16 protein-coding genes are annotated in these 21,550 nt (G+C 73.6%); 8 read left to right on the plus strand and 8 right to left on the minus strand.

The features are described from left to right. Window positions 1–2,081, minus strand: a 2,081-nt coding sequence (locus tag C6N75_RS19690; protein WP_105870231.1) for a helix-hairpin-helix domain-containing protein, incomplete at its 3' end; no start/stop codon positions are given. Next, on the minus strand, window positions 2,078–3,061 hold the full coding sequence (locus C6N75_RS19695) for an aldo/keto reductase (RefSeq protein WP_105870232.1): 984 nt from the start codon (window positions 3,059–3,061) through the stop codon (window positions 2,078–2,080). The genes C6N75_RS19695 and C6N75_RS19690, both read right to left, overlap by 4 nt. Before the next feature lie 217 nt (window positions 3,062–3,278). Between C6N75_RS19695 and C6N75_RS19700 the strand changes: the two genes are divergently transcribed. Together C6N75_RS19700 and C6N75_RS19705 are read left to right on the plus strand one after the other, a co-directional pair. Further along, window positions 3,279–4,331, plus strand: a complete 1,053-nt coding sequence (locus C6N75_RS19700; protein ID WP_105870233.1) for an LLM class F420-dependent oxidoreductase — start codon at window positions 3,279–3,281, stop codon at window positions 4,329–4,331. 312 nt (window positions 4,332–4,643) lie between these two features. Continuing rightward, on the plus strand, window positions 4,644–5,435 hold the full coding sequence (locus tag C6N75_RS19705; protein WP_105870234.1) for a hypothetical protein: 792 nt from the start codon (window positions 4,644–4,646) through the stop codon (window positions 5,433–5,435). A 62-nt stretch (window positions 5,436–5,497) separates the two neighbouring features. On the opposite strand, the gene corA is transcribed toward C6N75_RS19705, so the two are convergent. Continuing rightward, window positions 5,498–6,493, minus strand: a complete 996-nt coding sequence (corA, locus tag C6N75_RS19710) for a magnesium/cobalt transporter CorA (protein WP_105870245.1) — start codon at window positions 6,491–6,493, stop codon at window positions 5,498–5,500. Between the two features lie 53 nt (window positions 6,494–6,546). On the opposite strand from corA, the gene C6N75_RS19715 reads away from it, so the two are divergent. The 4 genes from C6N75_RS19715 to mshC all read left to right on the plus strand — a co-directional run bounded on the left by C6N75_RS19715 (window position 6,547) and on the right by mshC (window position 10,236). Further along, a complete protein-coding gene (locus tag C6N75_RS19715) occupies window positions 6,547–7,251 on the plus strand; it encodes a histidine phosphatase family protein (RefSeq protein WP_105870235.1) in 705 nt (234 codons plus the stop codon). Between the two features lie 179 nt (window positions 7,252–7,430). Beyond that, complete coding sequence (locus C6N75_RS19720) at window positions 7,431–8,018, plus strand: DUF3090 domain-containing protein (RefSeq protein WP_105870236.1); 588 nt, start codon at window positions 7,431–7,433, stop codon at window positions 8,016–8,018. Next, entirely contained in the window at window positions 7,985–8,848 is an 864-nt protein-coding gene (locus C6N75_RS19725; RefSeq protein WP_105870237.1) for an SCO1664 family protein, read from the plus strand. Before C6N75_RS19720 ends, C6N75_RS19725 begins: the two co-directional genes overlap by 34 nt. 158 nt (window positions 8,849–9,006) lie before the next feature. Continuing rightward, complete coding sequence (gene mshC / locus C6N75_RS19730; RefSeq protein WP_105870238.1) at window positions 9,007–10,236, plus strand: cysteine--1-D-myo-inosityl 2-amino-2-deoxy-alpha-D-glucopyranoside ligase; 1,230 nt, start codon at window positions 9,007–9,009, stop codon at window positions 10,234–10,236. A gap of 96 nt (window positions 10,237–10,332) precedes the next feature. Here mshC and C6N75_RS19735 read toward each other — a convergent pair whose 3' ends face one another. The 4 genes from C6N75_RS19735 to C6N75_RS19750 form a co-directional block, all read right to left on the minus strand. Then, window positions 10,333–11,613 (minus strand): PAC2 family protein, encoded by a 1,281-nt coding sequence (locus tag C6N75_RS19735; protein WP_105870239.1) that lies wholly within the window; start codon window positions 11,611–11,613, stop codon window positions 10,333–10,335. Between the two features lie 276 nt (window positions 11,614–11,889). After that, on the minus strand, window positions 11,890–13,500 hold the full coding sequence (locus C6N75_RS19740; RefSeq protein ID WP_105870240.1) for a glycerol-3-phosphate dehydrogenase/oxidase: 1,611 nt from the start codon (window positions 13,498–13,500) through the stop codon (window positions 11,890–11,892). A gap of 13 nt (window positions 13,501–13,513) precedes the next feature. After that, window positions 13,514–15,043, minus strand: coding sequence for a glycerol kinase GlpK (glpK, locus tag C6N75_RS19745; protein ID WP_105870241.1), 1,530 nt, complete (start codon window positions 15,041–15,043; stop codon window positions 13,514–13,516). Between the two features lie 112 nt (window positions 15,044–15,155). Continuing rightward, complete coding sequence (locus tag C6N75_RS19750; RefSeq protein WP_105870242.1) at window positions 15,156–15,950, minus strand: MIP/aquaporin family protein; 795 nt, start codon at window positions 15,948–15,950, stop codon at window positions 15,156–15,158. Window positions 15,951–16,360: 410 nt separating this feature from the next. Here C6N75_RS19750 and C6N75_RS19755 point away from each other — a divergent pair, with 410 nt between their 5' ends. After that, complete coding sequence (locus tag C6N75_RS19755) at window positions 16,361–16,825, plus strand: VOC family protein (RefSeq protein WP_105870246.1); 465 nt, start codon at window positions 16,361–16,363, stop codon at window positions 16,823–16,825. Between the two features lie 119 nt (window positions 16,826–16,944). Here the strand turns inward: C6N75_RS19755 and C6N75_RS19760 are convergent, their stop codons facing one another. Continuing rightward, the gene (locus tag C6N75_RS19760; RefSeq protein ID WP_105870243.1) at window positions 16,945–17,709 is read right to left on the minus strand and encodes an IclR family transcriptional regulator; all 765 of its coding nucleotides are present in this window, start codon (window positions 17,707–17,709) and stop codon (window positions 16,945–16,947) included. Between the two features lie 266 nt (window positions 17,710–17,975). Here C6N75_RS19760 and metH point away from each other — a divergent pair, with 266 nt between their 5' ends. Next, on the plus strand, window positions 17,976–21,512 hold the full coding sequence (metH, locus tag C6N75_RS19765; protein ID WP_105870244.1) for a methionine synthase: 3,537 nt from the start codon (window positions 17,976–17,978) through the stop codon (window positions 21,510–21,512). The last annotated feature ends 38 nt before the right edge of the window (window positions 21,513–21,550 follow it).

Below are 21,550 nucleotides of genomic sequence, written 5' to 3' on the forward strand. Positions count from 1 at the left end.
TCGGCGTCGGCCGAGACCACCGTGCCCGGGAGGGTGCGCCCCGGCGCGGGCGTGTACGCCACCCGGTCACCGGGGTCGAAGCCGCCGAAGCGCCCGGGGCCGGGATGGAGCCGTTCCTTCAGCGCGGCGTTCAGTGCCCGGGTGCCGGCCGCACCGCCGTGTCCGACGGTGATCACCTGGGTGTGCTCGGCCGGCACGCCGATCGCCCGGGGCACCGAGTCCGCCACCAGCTGCACCGTGCGGTGCACCGCCTCCCCGGCGTCCCGCACCGGGACGATCACGACTTCCTTGCCGGGCGCCGCCACCTGGTTCAGCTCGCCGACGCCGATCCCCGACACCAGCTCCCCCAGCGGCCCCGGGTCGGGCACGCGCGAGGCGATCCGGGGGCAGACCCCGGCTGCCAGCGCATCCGCGAAGACCCGGCCCGCGCCGGCCGGCCCCAGCACCCCGGGATCACCGCTCAACACCAGCCGGCAGCCGTCCGGCAGCGCCTCCACCAGCATCGCCGCCGTCTCGACGTCCAACTGCGGGGCGTCCAGCACCACCAGCAGGTCCAGCGCCAGCGCGCCGTCAGCGTCCCGGCCGGGCGCGCCCAGCGCACCCGACAGCAGTCCGGCGACCGTCACCCGGACCGCGCCCGCCCCGCCCTCGCCGACCCCGTCGCCCTGGGCCGGCGCGGCCCGGCGTACGCCGTCCTCGGTGTGCGAGGCCACCGCCGCGCGCAGTCCCCGCCCGTGCACCGCGTCGGCCAGTGCCACCGGCTCGCGGCGGGCCTCCTCGCCGCCCGTGTGCAGGACGAGCCCGTGCTCGGCCAGCGCCCCCGCCAGCTCGGCGGGACGCAGCTCCCGCCAGCGCTCCTCCGGGACGGTCCGGGCGATCCGGGCCAGCCCGTCCGCCAGGCTCTCCTCCGCCATCGCGTACCGGTCGAGCCCCAGCAGCACCCGGCGCGGGGCGTCCCCGGGCTCCGCGCCCTCCCCGGCCGCCGACTCCTCTCCGTCCCCGGCGCCCTCCGCACCCTCGGGGCCGGCGGCGTCCGGGTCCGTCTCCTCCTCGTATCCGCCGTCCGCCCCCTCGCGGAACACCAGCACCGCGCCCTCGGCCACGGCGTGCCGGACGGCCTCCTCCGGGTCGGGCACACCTCGCTCGGCGAGCGCCGTCCGGACCTCCTCCGCGTCCACGGCGGTGTGGCCGCGCTCGGCCGCCTGCTGGAGCAGCCAACCGGTGAGCGCGACCGCGCGGCGGTCGTCGGCCGGGCCGGCCTCCTCGCCCAGCAGGGCCCGGGCGAAGCCGTCCGCCTGCTCGGGCCGGATGCCGGGCACCGCCAGCAACCGCCAGGGATCCTCCGGCAGGAGGTCCGCCGCGGCCTCGCCGAGGGCGTCGGCCACCCGGCCGGCCAGCGCCTCGGGCGCCCCGCCGCGGGCGAGTACCGAGCGGATCGCGTCGACCGCCTCGGGCGGGGCGGCCCGGCGGGCCTCCCGGACCGCCGGGGCGGGCACGGCCGGCCGCACCGGCTCCGGGGCCACCGGCCGGGGCGCGGCCCTGCGGGGCGGCGGCGCGGGGGAGTCGTAGAAGGCCGCACCGGACTTCTCGCCGCTCTCTACCGCGCGTACCGCGGCCAGCAGGTCGGCCGCCGTGCCGCTGAGCTTGCCGCCGGCCGGCACCGGGCCCTCCTTGGCCGCCTTGCGCTCCGCGATCCGGGCCCGCAGCTCGCGCTGCGCCGCCAGCTCCGCCTGAGCCTCCGACACATCGCCGCCCGAGCCCGCCGCCTCACCCGAGGCGCCGTCCGGGGACCCGCCCTCCGGAGCCCCGTCCTGCGGCGCCCCCTCCTCCGTGGACCCGCCCTCCGGGGAGCCGTCGTCCGATGCGGCGTCGTCCGAGGCGGCATCGTCCTCCGCCGCCGCAGTGGGCTCGCCGGGAGCGGGCTCGCGGGGGACGGGATCGCCGGGGACGGACGCCGGGGCGGGCGTCCCGGGAGCCTCCGGCGCCGCGGGAGCCTCCGCGGCCGCCGCGGCCGCGGAGGGCTCCGCGGGCTCGGCGTGGCTCGGGTGGCCGGGGGTCTCCCCCCGGGGAAGCGCGGTCACAGGGTGCTCCAGTCCTGGTCGGGATAGCGGTGCACGGGCGCCGACACGTCGTCCAGGGCCCGTCTGATCTCGTCTGGAAGACTAAGCGCCTCCACTGACAGTGCCGCCGCGAGCTGCCGCGCGTCGCGCGCGCCCACGATGGGCGCGGTCACCCCGGGCCGGTCCCGCACCCAGGCCAGCGCCACCTGGAGCGGGGTCGCCGCCAGTCCGTCGGCCGCGGTGGCGACCGCGTCCACCACGCGGGCCGCCGCGTCGTCCAGGTAGGGCTCGACGAATGCGGCGAAGCGCTCGGAGCCGCCCCGCGAGCCCTCCGGCACCCCTCGGCGGTACTTTCCGGTCAGCACCCCGCGCCCCAGCGGGGACGAGGCCAGCAGGCCGACCCCCAGGTCGACGGCGGCGGGCAGCACCTCGCGCTCCACGCCCCGCTGGAGCAGCGAGTACTCCATCTGCGTCCCGGCCAGCCTGGTCCGCGTGCCGTTCGCGGCCAGTTGCCAGGTCGCCGCCTTCGCGAGCTGCCAGCCGCAGAAGCCGCACACCCCCGCATAGCGGGCCCTGCCGCTGCTCACCGCGATGTCCAGCGCCTGGAGGGTCTCCTCCAGCGGGGTGTCGGGGTCGAAGGCGTGCACCTGCCACAGGTCGACGTGGTCGGTACCCAGCCGGGCCAGCGAGGCGTCCAGCGCGGCGAGCAGGTGCCCGCGCGACCCGTCCACCCGGCGGTGCGGGTCGGGCACGCTGCCCGCCTTGGTGGCTATCACCAGCTCATGGCGCGGAACCAGTCGTTCCACGAGCTGGCCGAGCAGGTACTCGGCCTCGCCGCCGCCGTACACGTCGGCCGTGTCGACCAGCGTGCCGCCCGCCGACCAGAACGTCTTCAACTGGTCGGCGGCATCGTGCTCGCCGGTGTCCCGGCCCCAGGTGAGGGTGCCGAGCCCGATCCGGGACACGCGCAGGCCGGTCCGGCCCAGATGCCTCTGCTCCATGGCGGCGAGATTACTGGCCGCGGGGACGGCCGAAGAGGGGCTGTGGACAACGGCGGTGAGAGGGTTTTCCACAGCCTTGCCGCAGCCTCTGCCCGCGGCCACGGCCGCGGCCGTCGCCTGCCGTCGCCGCAGGCCCCCCTGACGGGACGGGGAGGGGCGCGCTAGGCTCCGCCCCCAGGACGTTACTGGTCAGTAAACGGTGTGTAAGGGGACCTGTATGCGGCTCGGCATCAACCTCGGCTACTGGGGTGCGGGCATGGACGGCGACAACCTCGCCGTCGCACAGGAGGCGGACCGCCTCGGGTACGACGTCTGCTGGGCCGCCGAGGCGTACGGCTCGGACGCGCCCACCGTGCTCTCCTGGGTCGCCGCCCAGACCGAGAACATCGACATCGGCTCGGCGATCATGCAGATCCCGGCCCGCCAGCCGGCGATGACCGCCATGACCGCGGCCACCCTGGACTCGCTCTCCGGCGGCCGCTTCCGCCTCGGCCTGGGCGTCTCCGGACCGCAGGTCTCCGAGGGCTGGTACGGGGTGAAGTTCGACAAGCCGCTCTCCCGCACCCGCGAGTACGTCGAGATCGTGCGCAAGGCGATGGCCCGGGAGCGCCTCACCCACGAGGGCGAGCACTGGACGCTGCCGCTGCCCGGCGGCCCGGGCAAGCCGATCAAGCTCACCGTGCACCCGGAGCGCGAGCACATCCCGCTCTACATCGCGGCCATCGGCCCCAGGAACCTGGAGCAGACCGGCGAGATCGCCGACGGCGCGCTCCTGATCTTCCCCTCCGCCGAGCACCTGGAGGAGACCGCGATCCGCCACCTGCGGGCCGGGCGCGAGAAGGCCGGCAAGACCATGGACGGCTTCGACGTGGTGCCCACCGTCCCGCTGGCGGTCGGCGACGACGTCACCGGCCTGGCCGACATGTTCCGCCCGTACACCGCGCTGTACGTCGGCGGCATGGGCAGCCGCAAGCAGAACTTCTACAACCAGCTCGCCCAGCGGATGGGGTACGAGAAGGAGGCCGCAGAGATCCAGGAGAAGTACCTCGGCGGCGACAAGGCCGGCGCCGCCGCGGCCGTCCCGCACACCCTGATCGACCAGACCACGCTGCTCGGCCCCGTGGAGCGGATCGCGGAGCGGATGGCCGCCTACGCCGAGGCCGGCGTCACCACGCTGACCCTCGCGCCGGCCGGCTTCACCCTGGAGGAGCGGATCGCCGCCCTGCGGGCCGGCACCGACGCCCTGGAGCGCGCCGGCCTCGCGGACTGACGGCAGCGTACTGACGGCAGCGCACTGATGACACCGGACGGCCCCCGGCGCGGGCAGCGCCGGGGGCCGGACATGTCTGCGGCCGTGGTGGGGGCTCGGGGTCATCCCCGCCACGGCCGTCGTGCTGCTCAACGCCCCACCGCCCCGCGGGTTACGCATCCGGGGTGAGCCGATCGGCGTATCCCGCTCCCCGTACTCGTCGATTCCCCTCCCGCCCGGCATGCCCGCGGGCCCGCGCGGTGACGGATGGAAGCACGCAAGGAGACCCGGGCGGCCCGGCGGTCCGGGCGCGCGCGTACGGAGGTGGCACCGATGCTGTCGGCCCGAAACCTGTTCCAGGAGATCCTCGACCACGACGAGTCCTACCGGCTGTTCTGCTCCATCGCGGCCAGCGGCGAGGCCCAGGGCGGCTGGGAGAACGGCCGGATCGCGGCGCTCGTCCCCGACGGTCTGCGCGACCTCGCCCCCAAGATCGCCCGGCACGGCGCCGACGAGGACAAGCACGGCCGGATCTTCCACGGACTGCTGAAGAAGCGCGGCCTGAAGCCCGGCCCCGTGCCCGCGGCCGCCGACTACACCATGCTGCTGGAGCGGCGCGGCATCGGTCTCACCCACGCCAAGCTCCGCCGCGACCAGACGCTCACCGAGCGGGACATCGTCGTCTACCTCTGCCACAGCCGGGTCACCGAGCAGCGCGCCGCCGACCAGATGGACATGCTCGTCCGCCACTTCGGCGACCACCCCGAGGTCGGCAAGGCCATCCGCATGATCGGCGCGGACGAGGACAACCACCTCGCCTACTGCCACGAGGAGCTGCTGCGGCTGGCCCGGGCGGGGCACGGCCGGCTCATCCAGCGCGTGCTGCGCGAGTCCGCCGTCGCCGAGACCGCCGTCTACCGCGACGTCAGCCTCGCCGTGATGGCCCACATGGGCCGCATCCTGCGCTGGCCCAAGGCCAAGTCGGCGGTGCTGGCCGCCGGCATCCGTGCCATGTACGCGTACGAGAGGGCCGGCGGCTGGCGGCGGATGGTGCAGCTCAGGATGCCGGAGCGCCTCGACGCGCTCGGCGGCCCGGCCGAGCCCGCACCCGCCTCCGCGTACTGACTGCCGGCGTACGGACTGCCGGCGGCCGGCGCCGTCCGGCCCGTACGCCCGGCGGCCGCGGGCTACAGCCAGCCGCGCCGCTTGAACAGCCGGTACAGGCCGATCACGATCAGCACCATCAGCACCACCACGCCCGGGTAGCCCCACTCCTGGTGCAGCTCCGGCATGAAGTCGAAGTTCATCCCGTAGACCCCGGCCACCATCGTCGGCACCGCCGCCATCGCCGCCCAGGCGGAGATCTTGCGCATGTCGTCGTTCTGCCGCACGCCCATCTGCGCCAGATGGGCCGACAGGATGTCCGACAGCAGCCGGTCGAGACCCTCCACCTGCTCGGTCGCCCGGGTCAGGTGGTCGGCCACGTCCCGGAAGAACGGCTGCGCCTCCTCCACGACGAACGGCACCCCGCCGCTCGCCAACCGGGTCACCGGACCGGACAGCGGATTGGTGGCCCGGCGGAACTCCAGCACCTGCCGCTTGAAGGTGTAGATCCGGGCGGCCGTGTTCTTCGCGTCGCCGCCGGACGGCTGGAACACCTCGGTCTCCAGCTCCTCCAGGTCCACCTGTAGCTCGCCCGCCACGTCGATGTAGTGGTCCACCACCGCGTCGCTGATCGCGTACAGCACCCCGGTCGGCCCCAGCCGCAGCAGGTCCGGCTCCTTCTCCAGGCGCTCCCGTACCGCCGCCAGCGGCGCGCCCGCCCCGTGCCGGACCGTCACCACGAACGAGTCGCCGACGAACACCATCAGCTCCCCGGTGGAGACGGTGTCGCCCGCCGGCTCGTACACCACCGGCTTCAGCACCATGAACAGCGAGTCGTCGTACACCTCCAGCTTGGGCCGCTGGTGCGCCTTCAGGGCGTCCTCCACCGCCAGCGGATGCAGTCCGAACTCCTCGGTGACGTGGTCGAACTCCTCCTGCGACGGCTCGTGCAGCCCGATCCACAGGAACGTGTCGCCACCCGACGCCCGCGCCCCGTCCAGCGCGTCGGAGAAGTCGGAGGCACCCTCGGTACGGTGGCCGTCCCGGTAGACGGCGCAGTCGACGATCACAGCGCGTATTCTCCTTCGATCTGCCCCGCCGGGCATCCCTCCGGCCGCCTACCCTGGCAGCCATGGCCACGTTGATCCTGGTACGGCACGGACGCTCCACCGCGAACACCGACGGCGTGCTGGCGGGCTGGACCCCCGGCGTCGCCCTCGACGAGCGGGGCGCCGCACAGGCCGCCGCGCTCCCCGGACGGCTGCGCGACATTCCGCTCGCCGCCGTCGTCACCAGCCCGCTTCAGCGCTGCCGCGAGACGCTCGCCCCGCTCCTCGCGGCGCGCCCCGAGCTCGCGGTGCACACCGACGAGCGGATCGGGGAGTGCCACTACGGCGACTGGTCCGGCCGCAAGCTCTCCGAACTGTCCGGCGAACCGCTGATGGAGGTCGTCCAGCAGCACCCCTCCGACGCCGCCTTCCCCGGCGGCGAGTCCATGCGCGCCATGCAGGCCCGCGCCGTCGACGCGGTCCGCGAGTGGAACGCCCGCGTGGAGGCCGAGCACGGCCCCGAGGCGGTGCTCCTGATGTGCTCGCACGGCGACATCATCAAGTCGGTCGTCGCCGACGCCCTCGGTATGCATCTCGACCTGTTCCAGCGCGTCCATGTGGACCCTTGTTCCGTGACCGCGATCCGCTACACCCGTCTGCGGCCGTTTCTCCTGCGGCTCGGCGACACCGGCGACCTCGCCGCGCTCGCCCCGCGCGACCGCGGCGCGGCCGATGAGGGCCCCGCGAGCGGCAGGGCGGAGGTGGGCGGCGGCGCGGGCGCACCGTGATCCTCTCGCACAGTAGGGTGGACGGGCCCAAGACGCCGACGTCCGCAGGCCGCGGCGCGCACCCCGTGCCAGGCCGCGCACCCGAGCAGCTCGCGCACGCGGTCCGCTCAGGCCGTCCGGGCACGCTGTCCCGTGAAGCCGTCCAGTCCAGCCGTCCACTCGAGCAAGGGAGAGGGAACGTGTCCCGTCAGGTGTTCCTCTACGACCCACCGGAGCGTTTCGTGGCCGGGACGGTCGGGCTGCCTGGCCGCCGTACGTTCTTCCTGCAGGCCACCGCGGCCGGCCGCACGACCAGCGTCGCCCTGGAGAAGACGCAGGTCGCCGCGCTCGCCGAACGCATCGACGAACTGCTCGACGAGGTCGTGCGCCGCACCGGGGGCAACGCGCCGGTGCCCGCCGTCGCCCCCTCCGAGACCACCGACACCGAGCCGCTGGAGAGCCCGGTGGAGGAGGAGTTCAGGGTCGGCACCATGGCGCTGGCCTGGGACGGCGACGAGGAGCGGATGATCGTCGAGGCCCAGGCCTTGGTGGAGCTGGACGCCGAGTCCGAGGAGGACCTCGCCGAGGCGGAGGAGCGGCTCCTCCAGGACGAGGAGAACGGCCCGCCGATGCTGCGGGTCCGCCTCACCGGCGCCCAGGCCCGGGCGTTCGCCAAGCGCGCCCTCGACGTGGTCAACGCCGGCCGGCCGCCGTGCCCGCTGTGCAGCCTCCCGCTCGACCCGGAAGGACACGTATGCCCGCGCCAGAACGGGTACCGGCGGGCGTGACCCCCGCCGCCGGGCCGGACGCGCCGCCGGCCCCGCAGGACCCGGCCGAACTGCTCGAACTGCTCACCCTCGGCGACCTCACCGTCCAGGGGCAGGTCCGCGAGGCGTCCAACGCGGTGCTGCTGTGCACCGTCGCCTACGAGGGGCGGACGGCCGACTGCGTGTACAAGCCGGTCGCCGGCGAACGCCCGCTGTGGGACTTCCCCGACGGCACCCTCGCCGAGCGCGAGGTCGCAGCCTACGAGGTCTCCCGGGCCACCGGCTGGGACCTGGTCCCGCCGACGGTGCTGCGCGACGGCCCGTACGGCACCGGCATGGTCCAGCTCTGGATCGACGCCGACCCCGACGCCGAACTGCTCGCCCTGGTCGAGGGCGACGAGCCGGACGACGGCTGGAAGCCCATCGGCTACGCCCAGGTCGAGGAGGACCGCACCGCGCTGCTCGTCCACGCCGACGACATCCGGCTGCGGCGGCTCGCCGTGCTCGACGCGGTCATCAACAACGCCGACCGCAAGGGCGGCCACCTGCTGCCCGCGCCCGGCGGCCGGCTGCACGCCATCGACCACGGCGTCACCTTCCACACCGACGACAAGCTGCGCACCCTGCTGTGGGGCTGGGCCGGCGAGCCGCTGCCCGCCGAGATCACCGAGACCCTGGCCGCCCTGGCCGACGCGCTCGCCCCCGGTACGCCGCTGGGCGCCCGGCTCGTCGAGCTGATCACGCCCGCCGAACTCACCGCCCTCCGCGAACGGGTCGCCACCCTGCGCGGCACCGGCCGCCACCCCGAGCCGTCGGGCCAGTGGCCCGCCATCCCCTGGCCTCCGGTGTAGCGGACGGGGGCGCTCGGGCAGTGGTGGCCCGGTCGGCGCACCGGGCGGCGGGGGCCCGGCCGCGAGCGTGCCGGTCGGGGCCGCCACCGCGGCCTCGGCCGGGTCCTTGGCCGTATCCGGTTCGTATCCGGACACCGCATCCGGTTAGGCTCGGGAGCATGCATGCCTGGCCCGCTTCCGAGGTCCCCGCCCTGCCCGGCACGGGCCGCGACCTCCGGATCCACGACACCGCGACCGACGGCCGAGTGACCCTCACCCCCGGGCCGGTCGCCCGCATCTACGTCTGCGGCATCACGCCCTATGACGCCACCCATATGGGGCACGCGGCGACGTACAACGCCTTCGACCTCGTACAGCGCGTGTGGCTGGACACCAAGCGGCAGGTCCACTACGTCCAGAACGTCACCGACGTCGACGACCCGCTGCTGGAGCGGGCCGTGCGCGACGGCATCGACTGGACCGGCCTCGCCGAGCGCGAGACCGCCCTGTTCCGCGAGGACATGACCGCCCTGCGGATGCTGCCGCCCAAGCAGTACATCGGCGCGGTGGAGGCGATACCGGGCATCGTGCCGCTGGTGGAGCGACTGCGGGACGCCGGAGCCGCCTACGACCTGGACGGCGACGTCTACTTCTCGGTCGAGTCCGACCCGCACTTCGGGGAGGTCTCGCACTACGACGCCGAGGTCATGCGCGCGCTGTCCGCCGAGCGCGGCGGCGACCCCGAGCGCCCCGGCAAGAAGAACCCGCTCGACCCGATGCTGTGGATGGCCGCCCGCGAGGGCGAGCCGAGCTGGGACGGCGGCAGCCTCGGCCGCGGCCGCCCCGGCTGGCACATCGAGTGCGTCGCCATCGCCCTGGACCACCTGGGCATGGGCTTCGACGTCCAGGGCGGCGGCTCCGACCTGGTCTTCCCGCACCACGAGATGGGCGCCTCGCACGCCCAGGCGCTCACCGGCGAGCACCCCTTCGCCAAGACCTACGTCCACGCCGGCATGGTCGGCCTGGACGGCGAGAAGATGTCCAAGTCCAAGGGCAACCTGGTCTTCGTCTCCGCGCTGCGCCGCCAGGGCGCCGACCCGGCCGCGATCCGGCTCGCCCTGCTGGCCCACCACTACCGCGCGGACTGGGAGTGGACCGACCAGGTGCTGCGGGACGCCGAGGAGCGGCTGGCCAACTGGCGTGCCGCCGTCTCCCGGCCCGACGGGCTGCCCGCCGACGCCCTGCTGGAAGAGGTGCGCGAGGCGCTCGCCGACGACCTCGACTCGCCGGCCGCGCTGGCCGCGGTGGACCGCTGGGCGGCTGCCCAGCAGGCCGACGGCGGCGCCGACGAGAGCGCGCCCGGGCTGGTCTCCCGGACCGTGGACGCGCTCCTGGGCGTCGCGCTGTAGGGCGCCCCGGACCGAGGTGACACGACAGGAGGGCGGCGCCCCGACGGGCGCCGCCCTCCTGTGCCGTCCGCGGCCGGCAGGCGGCCTGGCGCGGGGTCAGTCCTCCGACGGGCCGTCGTCCGGGTCGCCCTCGCCGCGGCTGCCCGACGCGTCGTCCGCGTCGTCCGCGTCGGCCGTGTCGTCCGCGTCGGACGACCTGCTCGTACCGGCCGTGTCGGACGAGCCGTTCCTACCGGATGAGCCGGCCGAGCCGCTCGTTTCGGCCGAGCCGCTCGCGTCGCCCGCGTCGGCCGAGCCGTCCCCGTCGGTCGTACCGGCCGCGTCAGCCGTCTCGCCGTCGTCCGGCGTCCCGGCCTCGTCCGGCGTCCCGGCCTCGTCCGGCGTCCCGGTCTCGTCCGCCGTGTCGGCCGCGTCAGCCGTCTCGGGGCCGCGCTGTTCCGGGCCCTTGGGCTTCGGGGGGCGGGTGCGGCTGCCGGAGGGGTCGCGCAGATAGCCGGAGTCACCGGACTCGGTGGCGTGCCCCTGGCCGGGGCCGCCGCCGTCGCGCCGCCGCAGATACCGCTCGAACTCGCGCGCGATGGCCTCGCCGGACGCCTCCGGCAGCTCCGCGGTGTCCCGCGCCTCCTCCAGCGTCTGCACGTACTCGGCGACCTCGCTGTCCTCCGAGGCCAACTGGTCCACGCCGACCTGCCAGGCCCGCGCGTCCTCGGTCAGCTCCCCGAGCGGGATGCGCAGCCCGATGAGGTCCTCGAGGCGGTTCAGCAGCGCCAGCGTGGCCTTGGGGTTGGGCGGCTGCGAGACGTAGTGCGGCACCGCCGCCCACAGGCTCACCGCCGGGACGCCGGCGTGCGTGCACGCCTCCTGAAGGACGCCGACGATGCCGGTGGGGCCCTCGTAGCGGGTCTCCTCCAGGTCCATGGTGCGGGCGAGCTGCGGGTCGGAGGTCGCCCCGCTGACCGGGACCGGCCGGGTGTGCGGGGTGTCGCCGAGCAGCGCGCCCAGGATCACCACCATCTCCACGCCCAGCTCGTGCGCGAAGCCGAGGATCTCGTTGCAGAACGAGCGCCAGCGCATGGACGGTTCGATGCCGCGGACCAGCACCAGGTCGCGGGGCTTGTCCCCGCCGACGCGGACCACCGACAGCCGGGTGGTGGGCCAGGTGATCTTCCGCACCCCGCCCTCCATGAACACCGTGGGCCGGTTGACCTGGAAGTCGTAGTAGTCCTCGGCGTCCAGGGCGGCGAACACCTCGCCCTTCCACTCCCGCTCCAGGTGCGCGACCGCGGTGGAGGCGGCGTCGCCGGCGTCGTTCCAGCCCTCGAACGCGGCCACCATGACCGGGTCGATCAGCTCGGGAACCCCCGCGAGCTCGATCACCCAGGCCTCCTTCCGAAGTTCCGTTCGTACGGACCAACCTTACGGGCTGCGGCGGGCCCCGCCGCCGCCCCCGTACCCGTCCGGGTGCACTTCACCAACCCTCCCCACCGGGCCCGCCACCGGCCCTCCCGCCAGCCGTTTCGCCGACCGCAAGCCACTACCCACCAGGGCGGGCGCGAATCCCCGCGGACCGGGGTGCGGACAGCGCGGCGGGGCGGGCCCCCCCCCGTCAGGGACCGCCCCGCCGCCCGATCTGCCGCCCGATCTGCCGGGCCGTCAGCTCCGTTCGCCGAGCACCGACTCGACGCCGGCCCGGACCTCGTCGGTGGCCAGGCCGCGGATGGTCAGCGTGGTGCGGCGGCGCAGCACGTCGTCCGCGGTGGCCGCCCACTCGTGGTCCCGGGCGTAGGCGACCTGCGCCCAGATCTCGGGCGCGTCGGGGTGGATCCGCTCGGCCAGCTTCGGGTTCTCCTGTGCCAGGCGGGCGATGTCGAGCGCGAGCGAGCCGTAGTGGGTGGCCAGGTGCCGGGCGGTGTCGGCGGCCATCCGGGGGCCGGGGGCGCCGCCGTCCACCAGCAGCCGGTGGGCGACCGCGTTGGGGTTGGCGATGCCGGGCAGCGGCAGCTTCTTCGGCAGGTGGGAGAGGGGCTCCATGTCCTCGCCGAGCGGGTGGCTGGGGAGGGCGGCGAGCTTGTTCATCACGGTGCGGCCGATGTGACGGAACGTCGTCCACTTGCCGCCGGCCACCGACAGCATCCCGCCGCGGCCCTCGGTGACCACCGTCTCCCGCTTGGCCTTGGAGGTGTCGCCGGGGCCGCCGGGCAGCACCCGCAGGCCCGCGAAGGAGTAGGTGATCAGGTCGCGGGAGAGCTGCTGGTCGCGTACGGAGAAGGCCGCCTCGTCCAGGATCTGGGCGGTGTCCCGCTCGGTGACCGCGACCTGGCCCGGGTCGCCGTCGTACTCCTCGTCGGTGGTGCCGAGCAGCAGCATGTCCTCCCAGGGGAGGGCGAAGGTGATGCGGTACTTGTCGATCGGGGTGGCCAGCGCCGCCTTCCACGGCGAGGTGCGCTTGAGCACCAGGTGCGCGCCCTTGGACAGCCGGATGGAGGGGGCCGCGTTCGGGTCCTCCATCTTCCGCAGGTGGTCCACCCACGGTCCGGTGGCGTTGAGGACGAGGCGGGCGTCGACGCCGAACTCCGCGCCGTCCATGCGGTCGCGCAGCTCCGCTCCCGTGACCCGTCCGTTGGTGAACCGCAGTCCGGTGACCTCGGCGTGGTTGAGGACGACGGCCCCGGAGGCGACGGCGGCGCGGACCGTCATCAGCGCCATCCGGGCGTCGTTCATCTGGTCGTCGCCGTAGACGGCGACCGCCTTGAGGTTCTCGGTGCGCAGCTCCGGCACGTCCTGCGCGGCCTTGGCGGGGCTGAGCAGGTGGCCGACGCCGTCGCCGAAGGCGGAGAGCGCCGAGTAGGCGAAGACGCCGGCGCCGAGCTTGGCCGCGCCGTGCGGGCCGCCCTTGTAGACCGGCAGGTAGAAGGTGAGCGGGTTGGCCAGGTGCGGGGCGACCTGGCGGGAGACCGCCCGGCGCTCGAAGTGGTTCTCCGCCACCAGCTTCACCGCGCCGGTCTGGAGGTAGCGCAGGCCGCCGTGGAGGAGCTTGGAGGAGGCGGAGGAGGTGGCGCCGGCGAAGTCGCCGGCGTCCACCAGGGCCACCCGCAGCCCGGACTGGGCGGCGTGCCAGGCGGTGGAGATGCCCAGGATGCCGCCGCCGATCACCAGGAGGTCGTACGTCGCCTTGTCGAGCTGCTCCCGGGTCTCGGCGCGACCGGGCAGCGAACCGGCGTCCGGGTGCGTCCCGTGCGTGGGGACGCTCTGCAGGGTGGTCATGGTGCTCCCGTTCCTACTTGTCTTCGTCGTCCAGCCAGCCCATGGAGCGCTCCACGGCCTTGAGCCAGCTCTTGTACTCGCGGTCCCGCTTGTCGGCGTCCATCCGCGGGGTCCATTCGGCGGCCCGGCGCCAGTTGGCGCGCAGGGCCTCGGTGTCCGGCCAGAAGCCGACGGCCAGGCCGGCGGCGTAGGCCGCGCCGAGGCAGGTGGTCTCGGCGACCATCGGGCGCACCACGGGCGCGTCCAGCACGTCGGCGAGGGTCTGCATCAGCAGGTTGTTGGAGGTCATGCCGCCGTCGACCTTCAGCGCGGTCAGCTCGACGCCGGAGTCCTTGGTCATGGCGTCGGTGATCTCGCGGGTCTGCCAGGCGGTGGCCTCCAGGACGGCGCGCGCGATGTGCGCCTTGGTGACGTACCGGGTCAGTCCGGCGATCACGCCGCGGGCGTCGGAGCGCCAGTACGGGGCGAACAGCCCGGAGAAGGCCGGTACGAAGTAGGCGCCGCCGTTGTCCTCGACGGAGGAGGCCAGGGTCTCGATCTCGGCGGCCGACTTGATCAGGCCCATCTGGTCGCGCATCCACTGCACGAGGGAGCCGGTGACCGCGATGGAGCCCTCCAGCGCGTACACCGGGTCCTGGTCGCCGATCCGGTAGCCGACGGTGGTCACCAGCCCGCTGTACGAGTTGATGATCTTGTCGCCGGTGTTCATCAGCATGAAGGTGCCGGTGCCGTAGGTGGACTTGGCGTCGCCCTCGGCGAAGCAGGTCTGGCCGAACAGCGCGGCCTGCTGGTCGCCGAGCGCGGAGGCGACCGGGACGCCGTCCAGCACGCCGCCCTTGACCTGCCCGTACACCTCGGCGGAGGAGCGGATCTCGGGCAGCATCGCCAGCGGCACGCCGATGGAGGAGGCGATCTTGTCATCCCACTCCATGGTGTGCAGGTTCATCAGCATGGTGCGGGAGGCGTTGGTGACGTCGGTGATGTGCACGCCGCCGTCGGTGCCGCCGGTGAGGTTCCACACGACCCAGGAGTCCATGGTGCCGAAGAGGATGTCGCCGCGTTCGGCGCGCTCGCGCAGGCCCTCGACGTTGTCCAGCAGCCAGCGGGCCTTCGGGCCGGCGAAGTAGGAGGCCAGCGGCAGGCCGGTCTCGCGGCGGAAGCGGTCCTGCCCGACGTTGCGGCCCAGCTCCTTGCAGAGCGCGTCGGTGCGGGTGTCCTGCCACACGATGGCGTTGTGGACGGGCTCGCCGGTGTTCCTGTCCCACAGCAGCGTGGTCTCGCGCTGGTTGGTGATGCCGATCGCCTTGACGTCGGCGGCGGTGATGCCGGCCTTGTCGATCGCGCCGGCCACGACCTCCTGGACGTTGGTCCAGATCTCGGCGGCGTCGTGCTCCACCCAGCCCGGCTTGGGGAAGATCTGCTCGTGCTCCTTCTGGTCGACGGCGACGATGCGCCCGTCGCGGTCGAAGACGATGCAGCGGGAGGAGGTGGTGCCCTGGTCGATGGCGGCGATGAAGGGGCCGGTGGTGTGTGCGTCGGTCACGATGGCTCCGGTGGGTGAGAGGAAGGACGGCTCGGGTGCTCGGTGGCCGCTGGACTCCGGCGTACGCGTACGAGGTCGGGTGCCGGTACGCGGTCGGGGCCCGGGCCGCGGCTCAGGCGAACGCGAGGGAGTAGATACCCGCCGCGAGGGCGCCGCCCGCCAGCGGGCCGACGACCGGGATCCAGGCGTACCCCCAGTCGGAACCGCCCTTGTTGGGCAGCGGCAGCAGGGCGTGCACGATGCGCGGGCCCAGGTCGCGGGCCGGGTTGATGGCGTAACCGGTGGGGCCGCCGAGCGAGAGGCCGATGGCGACCACGACGAGGGCGGTGATCAGGCCGCCGATGACGCCGAGGCCCTTGCCGCTGTCGTTGAGGCCCTGGGTGAGCACCGCGAGGACCAGGACCAGCGTGCCGATGACCTCGGTGGCGAGGTTCTGCCAGACGACGCGGATCTCCGGGCCGGTGGAGAAGATGCCGAGGACCGGTCCGGCGGGCTGCTTCGGCGTGCCGTCGTGCGGCCCCTCGATGGGCTCGTCCGCCAGGTCCCCGACGATCTCCGGGTCGGTGAGGTGGGCCCGGAACTGCCCGTAGTAGGCGACCCAGACCAGGGCGGCGCCGATCATCGCGCCGAGGATCTGCCCGGCGAAGTAGACCGGGACGTGCCCCCACTCGCCGTCCTTGACCGCGATGCCGACGGTGACCGCCGGGTTGAGGTGGGCGCCGGAGAGGGCCGTCGTGGTGTAGACGGCGGTCAGCACCGCGAAGCCCCACCCGAAGGTGATCGCGAGCCAGCCCGCGCCGCGGGCCTTGGAGCTCTTGAGCGTGACGGCGGCGCAGACTCCGCCGCCGAGCAGGATGAGTATGGCGGTCCCTATGGTCTCGCCGATGAAGATGTCGGAGCTGGACACCCGCGACTCCTTTGTCCTTCGTCCAGGGGAAGGCAGACCCCGGGTCCCTCCGGTGGTCCGTGCCCTCGGCTGAGGGCGTGGTCCGGTCTCCTGGCGTTGTCCCACTCTAGCGCGTATTGCCGGTAGGTGTTCGACAATGCCGACCGATGCACGGCAGTTTTGCTCCCTCGTAAACGTGACGTCAAGGCTTCGACCAGCCGAAACCCGTTCGTTACCGATGATGCGCCGACCCGGCCGGGACCGCCCGATGCGGGACCGATGAGTCCGGTCCGCGGAGGCGGTCTGCCCCTCGGGGACGTCCCGAACCGGTCCGGAGCACGTCCGGGCCACGTCCCCGGCACGTCCGGAGCACGCGCCGGCGCGCACGGCCCCGGGCGCCGACGCGAGGGAGCAGCGCCATGCCCGTCCCGATGGAGAAGATCCGCCCCTGCCTCTGGTACGACGGCGACGCCGAGGCCGCCGTCGCCTTCTACGTCTCGCTCTTCCCGGACTCCGAGGTCCAGAAGGTCACCCGCTATCCGGAAGGGGGCCCCGGCGAGCCCGGCGCGGTCCTCACGGTCGACTTCGTCATGGCCGGCCGCGAGTACACGGCCCTCAACGGCGGCCCCGAGTTCAGGTTCACCGAGGCGGTCTCGCTGTCGGTCGACTGCGACTCTCAGGAGGAGGTCGACGACCTGTGGGACCGCTTCCTCGCCGACGGCGGCGAGGAGAGCGTCTGCGGCTGGCTGAAGGACCGCTGGGGCCTGTCCTGGCAGATCGTGCCCCGCCGGCTCGTCGAACTGCTCGACGACCCCGACTCGGAGCGGGTCGCCCGGGTCTTCCAGGCCATGCTGAAGATGCGCAGACTGGACGTCGCCGCCCTCGAGGCGGCCTGAACTCCCGGGACGCCCGGGAGGGGCGGGTAAGCCCACGGGTGGGACCGCGCCCCGGCCGGTGGGCCGGACGCGGTCCGCGCCCCGGCGGCGGCCCGGCTGCGACGCGCCCCGGCCGGGGCCTAGAAGCGGCCCGCGCCCAGGTCGCGGGAGACGGCGCGGGCGCAGTCGCGCACGGCGGCCACCAGGCCGGAGCGCAGCTCGCCGGCCTCGCAGACCCGCTCCACCGCCCCGGTGATCGCCACCGCGCCCACCGGCATCCGGCGCCGGTCGTGGATCGGGGCCGCCACCGAGGCCACGCCCGCCCAGGTCTCCTCCACGTCCGCCGCCCAGCCGCGCGCCCGGGCCAGGTCCAGCAGCGACTCCACCTCGGGCAGCGCGGTGACCGTGCGCGCGGTGAACGCCTCCCGGTCCACCTCCAGCAGCTCGCTGTGCGCCACCGGGTCGTACGCGCAGAGCACCTTGCCCAGTGCGGTGGAGTGCAGCGGCTGCATGGCCCCCACCTCCAGCACCTGGCGGCTGTCGTCGGGCCGGAAGACGTGGTGCACCACCAGCACGCCCCGCTGGTGCAGCACGCCCAGGTGCACGCTCTCCCCGCTGGAGCGCGCGAGGTCGTCGGTCCACACCAGCGCCCGGGCCCGCAGCTCGTGCACGTCCAGATAGCTGTTGCCCAGCCGCAGCAGCTCCGCCCCGAGCTGGTAGCGCCCGGAGGCCGGGTCCTGCTCGACGAAGCCCTCCGCCTGCAACGTGCGCAGGATGCCGTGGGCCGTCCCCTTGGCCAGTTGCAGCGAGGACGCGATGTCCGACAGCCCGAGCCGGCGCTCGCCGCCCGCGAGCAGACGCAGCATCGCCGCCGCCCGTTCAAGCGACTGGATGTTCTTCGGCATCGCTCCGGCCCTTTCCGACTCTCCGACGGTGCTCCACCGTGGTGTGCCCACAGTTCGGCAATGCTGAACAGTATCGGCCGTTGCCGACCACCGGCCACCTGCGACAGGCGGCCGCCCCACCCTCCCACCACCGCCCGATTGCGGTGTCCGTGTCCAGCACGTGAATACGCGAGCCCCGCTCAAGGGCACATGGTTACGCTGGCCCGGTGCGTCGCCAGGCCCGGTGGCGCAAAGCCGACAGTCGTCGCACCCCAGGGAGCACTTCCATGGCATCGCTGCCGACCCCCACCGCCGACAGCGGCCGGGACTCCGACACCCGGACCCGCGCCGCCGCCCTCCGTGAAGCACTGGCCACCCGAGTGGTGGTGGCCGATGGTGCCATGGGCACGATGCTCCAGGCGCAGGACCCCTCGATGGACGACTTCCAGCAGCTCGAAGGCTGCAACGAGGTCCTCAGCGTGACCCGCCCCGACATCGTGCGCTCGGTCCACGACGAGTACTTCGCGGCCGGCGTCGACTGCGTGGAGACCAACACGTTCGGCGCCAACCACGCCGCCCTCGCCGAGTACGACATCGCCGAGCGGGTCTTCGAGCTGTCCGAGGCCGGCGCCCGGGTCGCCCGGGAGTCCGCCGACTCCTTCACCGCGAAGGACGGCCGCCCCCGCTGGGTCCTCGGCTCGGTCGGCCCCGGCACCAAGCTCCCCACCCTCGGCCACGCCCCGTACACCGTGCTGCGCGACGCCTACCAGCAGAACGCCGAGGGGCTGATCGCCGGCGGCGCCGACGCGCTGCTGGTGGAGACCACCCAGGACCTGCTCCAGACCAAGGCCGCCGTCCTGGGCGCCCGCCGCGGCCTGGACGCCCTCGGCCTGGACGTGCCCGTCATCGTCTCCGTCACCGTCGAGACCACCGGCACCATGCTCCTCGGCTCCGAGATCGGCGCCGCGCTCACCGCGCTGGAGCCGCTCGGCATCGACATGATCGGCCTGAACTGCGCCACCGGCCCCGCCGAGATGAGCGAGCACCTGCGCTACCTGGCCCGGCACTCCCGTATCCCGCTGTCCTGCATGCCCAACGCCGGTCTGCCCGTCCTCGGCAAGGACGGCGCGCACTACCCGCTGACCGCCCCCGAGCTGGCCGACGCCCAGGAGTCCTTCGTCCGCGAGTACGGGCTGTCCCTGGTCGGCGGCTGCTGCGGCACGACCCCCGAGCACCTGCGCCAGGTCGTCGAGCGGGTCCGCGACCTCACCCCCGGCGAGCGCACCCCGCGCCCCGAGCCGGGCGCCGCCTCCCTTTACCAGACCGTGCCCTTCCGCCAGGACACCTCCTACCTGGCCATCGGCGAGCGCACCAACGCCAACGGCTCCAAGAAGTTCCGCGAGGCCATGCTGGACGCCCGCTGGGACGACTGCGTGGAGATGGCCCGCGACCAGATCCGCGAGGGCGCGCACATGCTGGACCTGTGCGTCGACTACGTCGGCCGGGACGGCGTCGCCGACATGGCCGAGCTGGCCGGCCGGTTCGCCACCGCCTCCACCCTGCCCCTGGTGCTGGACTCCACCGAGGTGGACGTCATCCGGGCCGGCCTGGAGAAGCTCGGCGGCCGGGCCGTGATCAACTCGGTGAACTACGAGGACGGCGACGCGCCCGACTCCCGGTTCGCCAAGGTCGCCGGCCTCGCCCGCGAACACGGCGCCGCGCTGATCGCGCTCACCATCGACGAGAAGGGCCAGGCCCGCACCGTCGAGGACAAGGTCGCCATCGCCCAGCGGCTGATCGCCGACCTCACCGCCAACTGGGGCATCCACGAGTCCGACATCCTCGTGGACTGCCTGACCTTCACCATCTGCACCGGCCAGGAGGAGTCCCGCAAGGACGGCATCGCCACCATCGAGGCGATCCGCGAGCTCAAGCGCCGCCACCCGGACGTGCAGACCACGCTCGGCCTGTCCAACATCTCCTTCGGCCTCAACCCGGCCGCCCGCATCCTGCTCAACTCCGTCTTCTTGGACGAGTGCGTCAAGGCGGGCCTGGACTCCGCCATCGTGCACGCCTCCAAGATCCTGCCCATCGCCCGGTTCGACGACGAGCAGGTCACCACCGCGCTGGACCTCATCTACGACCGGCGTGCCGAGGGCTACGACCCGCTGCAGAAGCTCCTGGAGCTGTTCGAGGGCGTCGACACCAAGTCGATGAAGGCCGGCAAGGCCGAGGAACTGCTCGCCCTGCCGCTGGACGAGCGGCTCAAGCGCCGCATCATCGACGGCGAGCGCAACGGCCTGGAAGCCGACCTGGACGCGGCCCTGGAAGAGCGCCCCGCGCTGGACATCGTCAACGAGACCCTGCTGGACGGCATGAAGGTCGTCGGCGAGCTGTTCGGCTCCGGCCAGATGCAGCTCCCCTTCGTCCTCCAGTCCGCCGAGGTCATGAAGACCGCGGTGGCCCACCTGGAGCCGCACATGGAGAAGTCCGACGACGAGGGCAAGGGCACCATCGTGCTCGCCACCGTCCGCGGCGACGTCCACGACATCGGCAAGAACCTCGTCGACATCATCCTGTCCAACAACGGCTACAACGTCGTCAACCTCGGCATCAAGCAGCCCGTCTCCGCCATCCTGGAGGCCGCCGAGGAGCACCGCGCCGACGTCATCGGCATGTCCGGGCTGCTGGTGAAGTCCACGGTGATCATGAAGGAGAACCTGGAGGAGCTGAACCAGCGCGAGCTGGCCGCCAAGTACCCGGTGATCCTCGGCGGCGCCGCCCTCACCCGCGCCTACGTCGAGCAGGACCTCCACGAGATCTACCAGGGCGAGGTCCGCTACGCCCGGGACGCCTTCGAGGGCCTGCGCCTGATGGACGCCCTGATCGCGGTCAAGCGCGGGGTGCCCGGCGCGACGCTGCCCGAGCTGAAGCAGCGCCGGGTACGGGCGTCGGCCGGCGGCGGCGTACTGCTGGAGGAGCGCGAGCCGGAGACCGGCGTCCGCTCCGACGTGGCCGTCGACAACCGCATCCCCGAGCCGCCGTTCTGGGGCACCCGGGTGTCCAAGGGCATCCCGCTCAAGGACTACGCGTCCTGGCTGGACGAGGGCGCGCTGTTCAAGGGCCAGTGGGGCCTGAAGCAGAACCGCGCCGGCGACGGCCCGTCGTACGAGGAGCTGGTGGAGTCCGAGGGCCGGCCGCGGCTGCGCGGCTGGCTGGAGCGGCTGCACACCGACAACCTGCTGGAGGCGGCCGTCGTCCACGGCTACTTCCCGTGCGTCTCCAAGGGCGAGGACCTCATCATCCTGGACGACGCGGGCAACGAGCGCACCCGCTTCTCCTTCCCCCGCCAGCGGCGCGGCCGCCGGCTCTGCCTGGCCGACTTCTTCCGCCCCGAGGACTCCGGCGAGACCGACGTCGTCGGCCTCCAGGTCGTCACCGTCGGCTCCAGGATCGGCGAGGCGACCGCCGAACTGTTCGCCGCCGACTCCTACCGCGACTACCTGGAGCTGCACGGGCTGTCCGTCCAGCTGGCGGAGGCGCTGGCCGAGTACTGGCACGCCCGGGTCCGCGCCGAGCTGGGCTTCGCCGGGGAGGACCCGTCCGACGTCGAGGACATGTTCGCCCTGAAGTACCGGGGCGCCCGCTTCTCGCTCGGCTACGGCGCCTGCCCCGACCTGGAGGACCGGGCCAAGATCGCCGACCTGCTCCAGCCGGAGCGGATCGGGGTCAAGCTCTCCGAGGAGTTCCAGCTCCACCCCGAGCAGTCCACCGACGCCATCGTCATCCACCACCCCGAGGCCAAGTACTTCAACGCCCGCTGAGCCCCGCGCGAGGCAGGCGGCCGCCGCGGTACGGCGGC

The sequence above is a fragment of the Streptomyces solincola genome (assembly GCF_002982015.1).
Taxonomy (GTDB): domain Bacteria; phylum Actinomycetota; class Actinomycetes; order Streptomycetales; family Streptomycetaceae; genus Streptomyces; species Streptomyces solincola.

What these genes read in the sequence shown, in the direction of transcription:
- C6N75_RS19695 (WP_105870232.1), bottom strand. Translation starts at nt 3,061, where the DNA reads ATGGAGCAGAGGCATCTGGGCCGGACCGGCCTGCGCGTGTCCCGGATC.
- C6N75_RS19700 (WP_105870233.1), top strand. Translation starts at nt 3,279, where the DNA reads ATGCGGCTCGGCATCAACCTCGGCTACTGGGGTGCGGGCATGGACGGC.
- C6N75_RS19705 (WP_105870234.1), top strand. Translation starts at nt 4,644, where the DNA reads ATGCTGTCGGCCCGAAACCTGTTCCAGGAGATCCTCGACCACGACGAG.
- C6N75_RS19715 (WP_105870235.1), top strand. Translation starts at nt 6,547, where the DNA reads ATGGCCACGTTGATCCTGGTACGGCACGGACGCTCCACCGCGAACACC.
- C6N75_RS19725 (WP_105870237.1), top strand. Translation starts at nt 7,985, where the DNA reads ATGCCCGCGCCAGAACGGGTACCGGCGGGCGTGACCCCCGCCGCCGGG.
- mshC (WP_105870238.1), top strand. Translation starts at nt 9,007, where the DNA reads ATGCATGCCTGGCCCGCTTCCGAGGTCCCCGCCCTGCCCGGCACGGGC.
- C6N75_RS19740 (WP_105870240.1), bottom strand. Translation starts at nt 13,500, where the DNA reads ATGACCACCCTGCAGAGCGTCCCCACGCACGGGACGCACCCGGACGCC.
- C6N75_RS19755 (WP_105870246.1), top strand. Translation starts at nt 16,361, where the DNA reads ATGGAGAAGATCCGCCCCTGCCTCTGGTACGACGGCGACGCCGAGGCC.
- C6N75_RS19760 (WP_105870243.1), bottom strand. Translation starts at nt 17,709, where the DNA reads ATGCCGAAGAACATCCAGTCGCTTGAACGGGCGGCGGCGATGCTGCGT.
- metH (WP_105870244.1), top strand. Translation starts at nt 17,976, where the DNA reads ATGGCATCGCTGCCGACCCCCACCGCCGACAGCGGCCGGGACTCCGAC.